This is a genomic window from Pelagibacterium sp. (assembly GCF_965249125.1).
GTDB lineage: Bacteria > Pseudomonadota > Alphaproteobacteria > Rhizobiales > Devosiaceae > Pelagibacterium.
Map to the genome: position 1 here is coordinate 2,412,953 of NZ_OZ252217.1, position 12,540 is coordinate 2,425,492.

Below are 12,540 nucleotides of genomic sequence, written 5' to 3' on the forward strand. Positions count from 1 at the left end.
CTTTTCCTGGAAACGCTCCTGCCGCCTCTCCCGCCCTTTTTCATTTTTTGCAAGGAGCAGAATTAAATGGCTGCCAAAGAAGTCAAATTCTCGACCGAAGCCCGCGACAAGATGGTCCGCGGCGTCAACATCCTGGCCAATGCGGTCAAGGTGACGCTCGGCCCCAAGGGCCGCAACGTGGTCATCGAAAAGTCGTTCGGCGCACCGCGCATCACCAAGGACGGCGTGACGGTTGCCAAGGAAATCGAACTCGACGACAAGTTCGAGAACATGGGCGCACAGATGCTGCGCACAGTCGCTTCCAAGACCAACGACATCGCCGGTGACGGCACCACCACTTCGACCGTTCTGGCTCAGTCGATCGTCAACGAAGGCGTCAAGGCCGTCGCTGCCGGCATGAACCCGATGGATCTCAAGCGCGGCATCGATCTCGCCGTGACCGAAGTGATCGGCAATCTGGCCTCCAAGGCCGTCAAGATTTCGAACTCCTCGGAAGTCGCCCAGGTCGGCACGATCTCTGCCAATGGCGAAAAGGCCATCGGCGACATGATCGCCAACGCCATGCAGAAGGTCGGCAATGAGGGTGTCATCACCGTCGAGGAAGCCAAGACCGCAGAAACCGAACTCGATGTCGTCGAAGGCATGCAGTTCGACCGTGGTTACCTGTCGCCCTACTTTGTGACCAACACCGAAAAGATGGTCGCCCAGCTCGACGATCCGCTCATCCTGCTGCACGAAAAGAAGCTCTCGAACCTGCAGGCTCTCCTGCCCGTTCTCGAAAGCGTCGTTCAGTCCAACCGTCCACTGCTCATCATCGCAGAAGACGTTGAAGGCGAAGCGCTTGCCACTCTCGTCGTCAACCGTCTGCGTGGCGGCCTCAAGGTCGCTGCCGTTAAGGCACCGGGCTTCGGCGATCGCCGCAAGGCCATGCTCGAAGACATCGCCATCCTGACCGGTGGCCAGGTGATTTCCGAAGACCTCGGCATCAAGCTCGAGAACGTGACCACCGACATGCTGGGCACCGCCAAGCGCGTCGAGATCACCAAGGAAAACACCACCATCGTCGATGGTTCGGGTTCCAAGGACGACATCGAAGGCCGCGTCAACCAGATCAAGGCACAGATCGAAGAAACCTCGTCGGACTACGACAAGGAAAAGCTTCAGGAACGCCTGGCCAAGCTGGCCGGTGGCGTTGCCGTGATCAAGGTCGGCGGTTCGACCGAAGTTGAAGTCAAGGAACGCAAGGACCGCGTCGACGACGCGCTCAATGCAACCCGCGCCGCGGTTGAAGAAGGCATCGTTGCCGGTGGTGGCGTTGCGCTGCTGCGCGCTTCGAACGCCCTGACCGTCGAAGGCGTCAATGCCGACCAGCAGGCCGGTATCGCCATCGTCAAGCGCGCGCTGCAGGAACCGATCCGTCAGATCGCCAACAACGCCGGCGACGAAGGTTCGGTGGTTGTCGGCAAGATTCTCGACAACGGTTCGGACACTTATGGCTATGACGCCCAGACCGGCGAATATGGCGACATGATCCAGATGGGCATCATCGATCCCGTCAAGGTCGTGCGCACCGCGCTCGAAGACGCGGCATCGGTTGCCGGCCTTCTGGTCACCACCGAAGCCATGGTCGCCGAACTGCCCAAGGAAGCAGCTCCGGCAATGCCCGCCGGCGGCGGCATGGGCGGTATGGGCGGCATGGATTTCTAATCCAGCGCTCAACGCATTAAGGAATTGAGACCTCTCCAGGGTCTCGAACGGGAAGGGCAGCGCTTCGGCGCTGCCCTTTTCGTTTAGGCGCTTCCCTTTTTGTTTGCGGCGTTACTCGTCCATCAGGACGCTGAAGCCGCCCCAGATCATGCGCTTGCCGTCGAACGGCATGTCCATGCCAGACATATTGGGATCGTCCATCATCTTTTTGTTGACGGCATCGCGGGTGGCCTTGTCGGGATATTCGATCCAGCTGAACACGACGGTTTCATCGTCCTTGGCCTTAACGGCGCCCTGGAAATCGGTGAGTTTGCCTTTCGGGATGTCGTCGCCCCAGCATTCGACATGGCGGGTGGCGCCGTTCTTTTTGAAATAGGCGGCCGCTTCCTTGGAGTGCTTGAGATAGACGTCCTTGTTGGCGGTGGGGACTGCGGCCACGAAGCCTTCGATATAGGGCATGATCGTTCTCCTGTGGTTTCCAACCCGGGGTCGTGGGCTACAGGATAAAGACGAAGAACCCGGCCTCTATCCGACATGGCTGGCCGATTTATTCGTGCCGCTGCCCACCGCTTATGGGAAAAAGAGGAGCTTTACCGCGAGGATGATCGAGACGACGATGACTAGCGGGCGGATGATTTTGGCACCGTAGCGGATGCCGGTGATGGCGCCGAGATAGCCGCCGAGGACCTGGCCGCAGGCCATGACGATGGCGACCGGCCAGACGACATCTCCGGCGATGATGAAAAAGACCAGGGCGGCAAGGTTGGAGGTGACGTTGAGGATTTTGGTGTGGGCTGAGGCGCGGGCTGCCGAAAGGCCGAACAGGGCGACGAAGGCCAGCATGAAGAACGAACCGGTGCCGGGGCCGAAAAGGCCGTCGTAAAAGCCGATCACGAAGGCAAAGACCGGCACGAAGGCCGAAAATTTGAGGCGGGCCGCGCCATCGATATCCTTGATGGAGGGCGAGAAAGTGAAATAGAGCGCCACCGCGATCACGGCGACGGGAATGAGGATTTCCAGCGCCGAGGTATCGACCTGCTTGACAATGATGGCGCCCAGCAGGGAGCCGGCGAAGGCGGCCCCGATGGAGGGGACCAACGAGAGGATCGAGACATAGCCCTTGCGCCAATAGGTCCATGCGGCGATCGTCGTGCCGACGATGGACTGGGCCTTGTTGGTGGCGATGGCGCCGAGCGGGGGCAGGCCGGCCCAGAGCAGGGCCGGGATTGTGATGAGGCCGCCGCCGCCGGCGACGGCATCGACAAAGCCGGCGATGACGCTGACACCGCCCAGCGCGACAAGAACCCAGATATCGTACACGGAAAACTCCACCCCAACGCAGCGCGTCAAACGCGCGCTTGCTGGCATGAAGCCGGGTGATTTGCAACCGGATCGGAATTGACCTGGCGCTATATTATGTCTGAATCGACGAACAATCTGTCGGTGGTCGGTGGGTTTTTCAAAACAACGGCATACGACAAAGTTCGATCATCGCAAATCGTGCACTGGACGCAAAAAACATGAACGCGCTTCAAACCTATCTTCCGACTACAGGCCGCATCTTTCTGGCCATCATCTTCATCCTTGCCGGGCTGGGCAAAATCACCGCAATCGAGGGCAATGTGGGCTTTATGGAAGCCTTCGGCGTGCCGGGCATCCTGATCTGGCTGGTGATTATCGTCGAAGTGGTCGGCGGGGTGATGCTGGCCGCGGGCTACAAGACCCGCTGGGCCGCCGCAGCGCTGGGTGCCTTCTCGCTGGCCTCCGCATTGATCTTCCATACCGATTTTTCCAATCAGATGGAGATGACCAACTTCCTCAAGAATCTCGCCATCACGGGCGGCATGCTCTACGTCATCGCTTTCGGGCCGGGCGCGCTGGCCGTCGATATGCGCAGCAAGTAAAAGCAAATCGCCAGAAACGACAAAGGGCCGCGCAAACGGCCCTTTTTTTTTATGCCCGGAAAGGGGTGGCTCCGATGGCGGCGGCCAGCCGGGAGAGAACGGCAAGCTTGCCCTCGTGCCAATCGGCGTTGCGGGCAACGAGCAGCAGGGATTCGCTTTTGAGCATTACGCCATCCTCCAGGATGCGCAGGCCATTGGCTTTCAGGGTCGAGCCGGTCGAGGTGATGTCGACGATCAGGTCGGCGGCACCCGATGCGGGGGCGGCTTCGGTGGCGCCGAGGCTTTCAACGATCCGGTATTCGGCAATGCCGTGGTCCGCGAAATGGCGGCGGGTGAGATTGACGAATTTGGTGGCGATCCTGAGCCAGCGGCCATGGCGGGCACGAAAATCGGCGGCGACATCGGAAAGATCGTCCATCGTGGTGACGTCGATCCATGAGTCGGGAACAGCCACCACCGCATCGGCGCGGCCAAAGCCGAGGCGCTTGACGATTTCGACCTGCTCGGGGCCGGTCTCGGCGGTTTCGTGGATCAAGTCCTCGCCAGTGATGCCGATGTCGATGGTGCCGCGGATCAGTTCGCGGGCGATTTCGGACGCCGAGAGGAAACGGACGATCACGTCGGGCATGGCGGCCATTTCGCCCAGATAAGAGCGTGCGCCGCCGGGGCGTTCGATGGCCAGCCCGGCCTTTTCAAAGATCGCTATGGCTTCTTGCTGTATGCGGCCCTTGGAGGGGAGCGCGAGCATGATCGAACTCATGGCCGAACCTCCGATTCGAGACGATCGACCCAGACGGCGCAGCCGACGGCGGGAATGTCCTGGGGCGCGCCCAGACGCCTGAGAAGCCTGTCATATTGTCCGCCCGAGACGAGCACCAGGCCCCCTGCCCCGGTCACCTCGAAGGTGATGCCGGTGTAGTAATCGAGGCGCGGAGAGAACCCGGCATCGAAGAGAACCGAATTTGCTTTCAGGCCATCGCGCAATTGATCGACCCGGCGGCTGGCGCCTTGCAGCGCCGGGGCCAGATCGATGCCGGTGGCTTGGCCGAGAGCGCCGATTGCCGTGAGCGATTTGTCGGCGGGACCGGAGATCGCGAGATAGTTGCGCAGCAGGTCGATGGTCGGGCCTGGAACGTGTTGGGCTTCGAGCGCCTGCTTTTCGAGATAGCGGGCGGCGATTTCCTCGGGTGTCCGGCTTTCGGTTAGGCTGAGACCGTTGGTGAGCATGAGTTCGCCCACCCAATCGGCGATGTCGTTGGCCGGCAGGCCTGCCGGTCCGGCCATCGGCGGGCGCGGGTCGGCAAGACGATCGAGCAATGACGCCATCGCTTCGGGGTGGCCGAAGCGGGCGCGGACGCGCGGGCGCCAGACGTCGGGCATTTCGCAACCGGCGAGCACGGTTTCGAACAGGTCGATATCGCCGACGCGGATATTGGGGGCCGTGACGCCGTAAATATCGGTGACCGCACGGGCAAAGCCGATCAGTTGATCGAGCGCGGCATCGGCGTCGGGGAGCGCCAGAAGCTCCATGCCGCCCTGATCGAACTGGGCGGGACCATCGGTGCGCTGGCGAAAGACCGGGCCGAGATAACCATAGGCCGCCGGGGTCGCAGCACCATTGGCGATGTGGTCGATGGCTATGGGGAGAGTGAAATCGGGGCGCAGGCAGAATTCCGAGCCATCCATCCCTTGCGTGAGGATCATGCGCGCGCCCAGTTCCTCGCCGGCCAGATCGAAATAGGCGGCGGGGGAAACAAGGATCGGTGGCGCGACAGGGGTGACGCCGGGCGCAGAGACGAGGGCTTGCAGAGCGGCGCGGCGGGCGGCGGCGGTCATGGGTGGGCTCCGGCGTCGGGCCAAGGGCGCATGACTTGCGACTGGCGCACCATCACCCGTTCGCCTTCATCCATGCGGCGACGGCCGGGATCTGTTTGACGAAATCGACCATTTCAGCGCGCGGGACCGAATACTGGCCGGGGCGCTCGGTTTTCCAGGCGGCGTTGTCGGTGATCGAGGCGGCGGCTTCGGCGCCTTCGGCCAAATCCTTGATCTGGACAACGCCCTGTTCGCGTTCGTCCGAGCCCTGGATGATGACGGCGGGGGCGTTGCGCTTGTCGGCGTATTTCATCTGCTTGCCCATGTTCTTGGACGAACCCAGGAACAGTTCGGCGCGGATACCGGCGGAACGCAGATCGGCGACCATTTTCTGATAGTCGGCGATCCTGTCCTTTTCCATGACAGTGACGACGACGGGGCCGGTGACCGGGGCAGCGTCGAGATTGCCGGTAAGCTTGAGCGCAGAAGCGAGGCGGGAGACGCCGATGGAAAAGCCGGTGGCGGGAGTATGCTCATTGCGGAAGCGGGAGACGAGGCCATCATAACGGCCACCGCCGCCGACTGAGCCGAACACCACGTCCTGGCCTTTTTCGTTCTGGACGGTGAAGGTGAGTTCGATTTCGAAGACCGGGCCGGTGTAATATTCGAGGCCGCGGACGACGGAGGGGTCGATCTTGATGCGGTCGGGGCCGTAGCCGGCAGTAGCGAAAAGCGAAGCCATGGCCTGCAGTTCGGCGAAACCCTCAGCAAAAGCCTGGGTGAGCTTGAATTTCGAGAGCGCAGATGTCTTGAACTCGGCGTCGATGAAGCCGTCGGGGCCAGCATCCTCTTCCAGATCGACCAGATCGTCCAACCGAGTTGCGCCCATCATCTCGATGATGGCGGTGGACTGATCGGCATTGAGCTTGGCACCCTCTGTATAATCGCCGCTCTCGTCCTTTCGCCCTTCGCCAAGCAGCAGACGAACGCCGTCGGGGCCGAACTTGTCGAGTTTGTCGATGGCCCGCAGCACCGTGAGTTTCTGGCTCTCATCGGTGACGCCGATGGCCTGCATCACACCGTCCAGCACCTTGCGGTTATTGACGCGCACGACGTATTTGCCAGCCAAGCCCAGCGCATCCATCGTATCGGCCATCATCATGCAGATTTCGGCGTCCGATTCTGGACCCGCAGCGCCGACCGTATCGGCGTCGAATTGCATGAACTGGCGGAAGCGCCCGGGGCCCGGCTTTTCGTTGCGGAACACCCAGCCCTGCCGGTAGGACCTGAACGGTTTTGGCAGGTCCTGATAGCTCTGGGCGAAATAGCGGGCAAGCGGCGCCGTCAGGTCGTAGCGCAGGCTCATCCACTGTTCGTCATCGTCCTGCACGGAAAACACCCCGGCGTTGGGGCGGTCGGTGTCGGGCAGGAACTTGCCAAGCGTTTCGGTGTATTCGAAAAACGGGGTCTGGATGGGATCGAAGCCGTAGCGCTCATAGACGTGGCGGATTTTGGCGACCATCTGCTCGATGGCGGCGAGGTCCGCGGGTTCGGAGTCGACAAAACCGCGCGGCAGGCGCGGCTCGATGAGCGCTGAGTTCTTGGCCATGAATGTGGTCCCTGAAGTCCCGCGAATACGGGGCTTTTTGCAATACGCGCCGTTGAAGAGCGTGTCAGGCCGAACTGCGTTCAGCCCCTCACCCTCTTTTTCCAGCATGTCACGTGTCCGAACCGAAAAAGTGGTATCCACTTTTTCTGGACACGCTCTAAACGATATGCGGTTTGGAGACAAGGCAAGGGCATAGTGTTGCCATTGCGCCACAGGCAAATGGCAAGTGCGACATCCCGCCACATGAGGGGTTGGCGATCACGGATTCGTTAGCTAAGAGTGCGTCGTCTTCAACACAAACCTCTCAAGGGAGGCGTTCCTATGACAGCATTCGCTAACGTCCTCACCCGTGGTGTTGAAGCCTTCGGTTGGGCCATGTCCCGCCGACTCAATCGCACCGGCGTAAAAGCCTGACAGCCTTTGCGATAATCAGGTCGACCATCTAGCTGGTCGCGCTTCCGAACCGAAAAAGTGGTGACCACTTTTTCTGGAAGCCCTCCGGCAGCCGGCCCGATCTTCAAAAACACCCCCAAAGCCAACCAATCCTGACGACAGCACATTTGCGTCCTGCCGCCCGGATTCCAACCAAACGCAACCTTTGGACACGTTTCCGGGCCGGATGAACCGACTCCCGCAAATGTCTCCAGCAACATGGAGCCAGTGCGCCTTTGCGCGCCTGGGTGACGACGATGTCGCACGTAAACATGCAAGTGGAAGGCGCGATCCTGCGCATTTCAGTCGACACGCTGATGGCCGAGCACGGCAAATGGCGTGTGGTTATGGCCGCGATCAAGGCGATGGTTCGCGGCAGGCGCCGGGTGCAACGAGTCCGCCCGCAAGACCTGCCCGCCTCGATCCGCGCGGACATAGGGCTGCCAACAATTGTCGACCCGCCTAGAATGCCGACGGTTATGAACGTTTATTTCCGTCCATAATCGTCGGCGCATTCAACGGGGCGCTTCGAAAAACGGAGCGCCCTTTTTCATGGGCGAGCGAAGGCAGCGCGCCGCGCCTCAATGGGGGCGCGGCAATGGCACCCCTCCATATGGTCGTTGACCATGCCCATGGCCTGCATGAAGGCATAGCAGGTGGTGGGGCCGACAAAGGAAAAGCCGCGCTTTTTAAGGTCCTTCGAGAGCGCGACCGAGGCCGGAGCCGTGCCGATGGCGCGCAGGGTGTCCCATGAATAGTCGGTGGGGCGGTCGGCGGCGCCGGGCTCGAAGCGCCAGAAATAAGCGGCGAGCGAGCCGAACTCGGTTCGCAGTTTTTGCGCCTGGCGGGCGTTGTTGATTGTCGAAACGATCTTGCCGCGATGACGCACGATACCGGCATCAGCCAGAAGCCGATCGATATCGGGCGCGTCGAAAGCAGCGACCTTGTCGATATCGAAGCCGGCGAAGGCGGCGCGGAAATTTTCGCGCTTTTTGAGGATGGTCAGCCAGGAAAGGCCCGACTGAAAGCCTTCGAGGCAGAGTTTTTCAAACAGGCGCGTATCGTTGGTGACCGGGTAGCCCCATTCGGTATCGTGATAGGATTGGTACAGCGGGTCGCTGCCCGCCCAGGGGCAGCGCACGGGTTCGGCTTCGGTCATGGAATCGCCTCATGGAGCATTTGGGTAACCATAGAGATGGGGCAAGATTTAACCATCCCATTTGACTCAATCTTTGCCGGTTGCGGGCAGGATCGGCTTTTGTCCGACGCTAAAACGAGCCGCAGATGATCCGTATCGCCCCTGCCCTTTTGATCCTGCTGATGCTTGCTGCGCCCGCGCAGGCCGGCTCGGCCTATCGCGGCTATCTCGATGCCATGTTCGGGGCACCAGCGGGCATGGTTCTAACGCCCGATGAGCCACAGACCATGCTCGAATACCAGACCGAGTATGTCAGCCATCCCATGTGGTTGCGGCAGGTGGTCAATTACCGGACAAGCGAGGCGCCGGGCACGTTGATCGTCGATACGCGCCAGCATTTCCTGTTTCTCGTCATGACGAATGGCAAGGCCATGCGCTACGGCATCGGGGTGGCGCGGACGGGTTTTGAATGGAGCGGGACGCACCGGATCAGCGCCAAGCGCGAATGGCCGAGCTGGACGCCGCCGACCGAAATGCATGCCCGCCAGCCGGGGCTACCGCGTTTCATGCCCGGAGGGCCGAACAATCCGATGGGCGCGCGAGCGCTCTATCTCGGTTCGACCCTCTATCGCATCCACGGGACGAACGAGCCATGGAGCATCGGGCAGTCGGTCTCATCGGGGTGTATCCGCATGACCAATCAGGATGTGATCGATCTTTATGGTCGCGTCCCGGTGGGGGCCAAGGTCATCGTGGTGTAGGCACCGGCGACGTATGGGCCGCCGGGCCAAGAGCTATGTCGTTATAAATCCGAAGCGATTACCACGCATTCGGTTCAGGCCGCATGGGGGATATTGAACCCCTTGTCGGCATAATCCTTGAGCTTGTTCCGAACCGTACGGATCGAAAGCCCGAGGATTTGGGCGGCGCGGGTGCGATTGCCATTGGTCTGCCGCAGCGTTGCGAGAATCAGCGTTCTCTCCACCTCGGCAATTGGCAACCCAACCATAGCCTCCGCCATTTGGGCGTCTGGAGCAAAGTCGTACACTGCACGTCCTTTCTGAGCCCCCATACGCTTGGCTACGGGACATAGGGTTACCCCTTATGGTTAACAAAGTCCTAACAAATGCCGGTTCAAAGCGGACGCGGATTAACCTATGATGGCCCGTTGGCGCATCGTCATCAGGGCTGCAGGAGAAGGGTGGTACCGTCGCCCCGAATTGAACGGGGGACCTCTAGATCCACAATCTAGCGCTCTAACCAACTGAGCTACGACGGCATGGTGACGCGGACGTCATGACGCCTATGGCGGCGTCGTCCCGAAACGGGGCGGAACATAGGTCGAGATGGCGGCAAAGACAAGGGCGGTTTTGCCAAGTTCGGCAGGTTTTTTGACAGGCGCCGCCGGGCCGGGCCTTAACCATTTCCAACCTTTGAGCGGACAACAATTGCGCAAGACATGGACCGGGTCGCGGAGTCCCTATATTTAAGGTTTCGTCAACCATCGCCCCGGACCGGGGCGAGGATGGACATACGGACATAGCATGACGCTCGAGTGGACAAGCGCTGAACAGGCCCAAACCGTGACGCGGTACGAAGACGACCCGCGCCCGGCCTGGCTGTGGCCGGCCGACGGGGCGCGGCCGGTCTGGACCAATCGGGCCGCGGGGCTGTTTGGCGCCAGGGCCAAGGGCGATGGCATCAAGGCGCTGGAGCCGGCCGTACCGGTCAAGGGCCAGATTGCGCGCATCGTGCGATTGGGACTGATGGGGCAGCCGACGCTATCGCGCATGCAGTTTCTGGCCGGGCGCAAGCCGCTTTCGGCGACCTGCCAATGTACACCGCTGCGGCTGGGCGACGACCGGCTCTATCTTCTGGTCGTCGGGGTCGACCCGATAGCGGACGCGGTTCTGGCGGCTGCGGGAACCGAACAGTCCGGGGAACCTGTCAGGATAGAAGCGCCCGTGGTGGCGGAGGCGTCCCTCGCTTCGGGGGGTGATGAAGACGAGGTCGAGCTGGAGGGGCTCGCGGCGCTTGTCGACAAGCTGGCCGGGCATGAGCATCTTTTCGATCCCCTGGATTCGAGCGATGACGCAGCGTTTCCCGAACAGGTCCCCAGCCGCGGTTTTGCGGAAATCGCCTATGACGAGACCGTGGAAACGGAGGCCGGCGAGGACCGGTCCGACTGGGGTTTGGACGATCCCGTGGACCTCGACGAGGCGGCGTTTGCCGCCGACGGCAACAATGAGGAAGGGTCGGCTCGCTCCGGGCTGTGGCAGGTCACGGGGCGCGGCCTGGCGATTCCCCGCATCCGCTACGAGGAGGATGGGTCCGAATCGTCAGATGCGGACGAGACCAGCCAAGCTGACGAGGGCGAAGCGGTCCCGGACGCGAGCGAGCAGTCGACGCGATACAATTTCGAAGAACTTTCGCGCATCCTCACCGACAGGGTGAACCGCGAGGACCCGCCCGAGCCGGCGCCCCCACCCCTGCCCTTTCGTCCGCGCCAATCAGGTGGCGAACTGGTGGCGCTGAGCGAAGAAGCGGTGGTGCTCAATCGGCTGCCGATCGGCATTCTGATCTTCCGCGACCAGGACATTCTGTTTGCCAACCGCGCGCTGGTCGATCTGACGGGCTATGAGAACGCAACGACTTTGCGCGGCCTGGGGCTGCCTGCGATTTTTCCCACCGTCGATGGTGGTGAGCCGGCGGGGCCGGTTAACCATTTGCTGCGCCGGGATGGCGAGAAAATCGCTGTCAATGCACGGCTCAACGCCGTCACCTGGCAGGGCCGCCCCGGTTTCATGCTTTCGGCGAGGGCCAGCGACATCGAGCCGCTTCGCGAGGCCGAAGTCGGTCAGTTCGCGGCGCTTTGGGCCAAGGTCGCGAATTTTGATTTCGTCACGGCGGACCGGGCTGGCCTCATCGCCAGCTTCGAGGGCGGCCGCAACGATGGCGCCATGGCGGAAATCGGAACGCCGCTCACCAATCTGGTCGCACAGGGCGATCATTCGGCGTTGCGCCAGTTTCTCAGCCTGCCCGCCCGCTACGCGGGGGGTGTGCGGCCCGCAATCTCGCTCAAGGGCAAACGGGCCGGACATACGCTGACGCTTTTTGCAGAGGGACGGGCAGGCATCGTGTCGGGCTATTTCGGCCTGCTCGGCTCGAATGACACCAAGGCCGGAACTCCGGGGCCGCGCTCAGGGGTCCCGACCGCAACACTGAGCCGGATAACGCGCGGGCTGCGCCGTCCGCTCAATACCATTTCCGGATTTTCCGAACTGATCGCTTCGGAATCCTTCGGGCCGCTGGCCAATTCGCGTTATCTCGAATATGCGCGCGACATCCGTTCGGCGAGTGGCGAAATCGGCGACCTGGCCGACGAACTTGACGATTATGTCAGGCTCGCCGAGGGCGAACTGGCCATCTCGCCCGCCGACGTCGATATCGGCAATTTGCTGGCCGAATGCCTCGTGCGGGTGCGCGGCGCCGCGGGGCAAGCCCGGGTGTTGCTGCGCAGCGCGATCAGCGAACGGCTGCCCCATGTCCGGGTCGATGCCGCAACGCTCAAACAGGCCGTACTCAACATGCTCGCCAGCGCGATCAGCGAGGGGGGCGAGGGCTCCAAGGTCGTGCTTTCGGGGCAGGTCGAGGAGGACGGCTCGGTTTGCATCCACGTGCGCGACACGGCAAAGGCGCCCAACGCGCTGGCGGAGCGCTTCATGGTGTTCCGAGACGGGGTGGCAGCGGACGGCAGCGAGCGCAAGCCGAGCCAGTCGAGCATCGGGCTGACGCTGACCCGGTCGCTGGTGGCGGTCAACGCCTGTTCGCTGAGCCTTGCACCGGCAAGCGAGAGCGGGACGCTGATGACGCTGACCATCCCGGCGAGTCTTGTCGTCAAGGGCTGAAGCGACGGCTGCTTGACAAGCACAAGC

12 protein-coding genes and 1 tRNA gene are annotated in these 12,540 nt (G+C 61.9%); 5 read left to right on the top strand and 8 right to left on the bottom strand.

Annotated features, from left to right (window positions below):
* The first annotated feature begins 66 nt into the window (after window positions 1-66).
* Window positions 67-1,707, top strand: a complete 1,641-nt coding sequence (groL, locus tag ACP148_RS11850; protein WP_421952820.1) for a chaperonin GroEL — start codon at window positions 67-69, stop codon at window positions 1,705-1,707.
* A gap of 111 nt (window positions 1,708-1,818) precedes the next feature.
* Here the strand turns inward: groL and ACP148_RS11855 are convergent, their stop codons facing one another.
* Together ACP148_RS11855 and ACP148_RS11860 are read right to left on the bottom strand one after the other, a co-directional pair.
* The gene (locus tag ACP148_RS11855) at window positions 1,819-2,166 is read right to left on the bottom strand and encodes a DUF1428 domain-containing protein (protein WP_421952821.1); all 348 of its coding nucleotides are present in this window, start codon (window positions 2,164-2,166) and stop codon (window positions 1,819-1,821) included.
* 111 nt (window positions 2,167-2,277) lie between these two features.
* Window positions 2,278-3,027 (bottom strand): TSUP family transporter, encoded by a 750-nt coding sequence (locus ACP148_RS11860; RefSeq protein ID WP_421952822.1) that lies wholly within the window; start codon window positions 3,025-3,027, stop codon window positions 2,278-2,280.
* Between the two features lie 200 nt (window positions 3,028-3,227).
* On the opposite strand from ACP148_RS11860, the gene ACP148_RS11865 reads away from it, so the two are divergent.
* Entirely contained in the window at window positions 3,228-3,611 is a 384-nt protein-coding gene (locus ACP148_RS11865; protein ID WP_421952823.1) for a DoxX family protein, read from the top strand.
* A 49-nt stretch (window positions 3,612-3,660) separates the two neighbouring features.
* Here the strand turns inward: ACP148_RS11865 and hisG are convergent, their stop codons facing one another.
* The 3 genes from hisG to hisS are packed head-to-tail and all read right to left on the bottom strand — an operon-like array spanning window position 3,661 to window position 7,035.
* A complete protein-coding gene (hisG, locus tag ACP148_RS11870) occupies window positions 3,661-4,371 on the bottom strand; it encodes an ATP phosphoribosyltransferase (RefSeq protein ID WP_421952824.1) in 711 nt (236 codons plus the stop codon).
* Window positions 4,368-5,447, bottom strand: coding sequence for an ATP phosphoribosyltransferase regulatory subunit (locus ACP148_RS11875; RefSeq protein WP_421952825.1), 1,080 nt, complete (start codon window positions 5,445-5,447; stop codon window positions 4,368-4,370). The genes hisG and ACP148_RS11875 overlap by 4 nt, the downstream gene beginning before the upstream one ends.
* Window positions 5,448-5,499: 52 nt before the next feature.
* Window positions 5,500-7,035 (bottom strand): histidine--tRNA ligase, encoded by a 1,536-nt coding sequence (hisS, locus tag ACP148_RS11880; protein ID WP_421952826.1) that lies wholly within the window; start codon window positions 7,033-7,035, stop codon window positions 5,500-5,502.
* A 668-nt stretch (window positions 7,036-7,703) separates the two neighbouring features.
* Between hisS and ACP148_RS11885 the strand changes: the two genes are divergently transcribed.
* Window positions 7,704-7,970 carry a hypothetical protein gene (locus tag ACP148_RS11885; RefSeq protein ID WP_421952827.1) on the top strand — a complete coding sequence of 89 codons (267 nt, stop codon included), beginning with the start codon at window positions 7,704-7,706 and terminating at the stop codon, window positions 7,968-7,970.
* Between the two features lie 47 nt (window positions 7,971-8,017).
* On the opposite strand, the gene ACP148_RS11890 is transcribed toward ACP148_RS11885, so the two are convergent.
* Complete coding sequence (locus tag ACP148_RS11890) at window positions 8,018-8,626, bottom strand: DNA-3-methyladenine glycosylase I (protein WP_421952828.1); 609 nt, start codon at window positions 8,624-8,626, stop codon at window positions 8,018-8,020.
* A 125-nt stretch (window positions 8,627-8,751) separates the two neighbouring features.
* On the opposite strand from ACP148_RS11890, the gene ACP148_RS11895 reads away from it, so the two are divergent.
* The gene (locus ACP148_RS11895) at window positions 8,752-9,366 is read left to right on the top strand and encodes a L,D-transpeptidase (protein ID WP_421952829.1); all 615 of its coding nucleotides are present in this window, start codon (window positions 8,752-8,754) and stop codon (window positions 9,364-9,366) included.
* 74 nt (window positions 9,367-9,440) lie between these two features.
* Here the strand turns inward: ACP148_RS11895 and ACP148_RS11900 are convergent, their stop codons facing one another.
* Window positions 9,441-9,614, bottom strand: coding sequence for a helix-turn-helix domain-containing protein (locus tag ACP148_RS11900; RefSeq protein ID WP_421952830.1), 174 nt, complete (start codon window positions 9,612-9,614; stop codon window positions 9,441-9,443).
* Between the two features lie 193 nt (window positions 9,615-9,807).
* Window positions 9,808-9,884: transfer RNA gene (locus tag ACP148_RS11905), tRNA-His, on the bottom strand.
* A 265-nt stretch (window positions 9,885-10,149) separates the two neighbouring features.
* Here ACP148_RS11905 and ACP148_RS11910 point away from each other — a divergent pair.
* Window positions 10,150-12,513: a PAS domain-containing sensor histidine kinase gene (locus tag ACP148_RS11910; RefSeq protein ID WP_421952831.1), complete on the top strand. Its 2,364-nt coding sequence runs from the start codon at window positions 10,150-10,152 to the stop codon at window positions 12,511-12,513.
* Window positions 12,514-12,540: the final 27 nt, after the last annotated feature.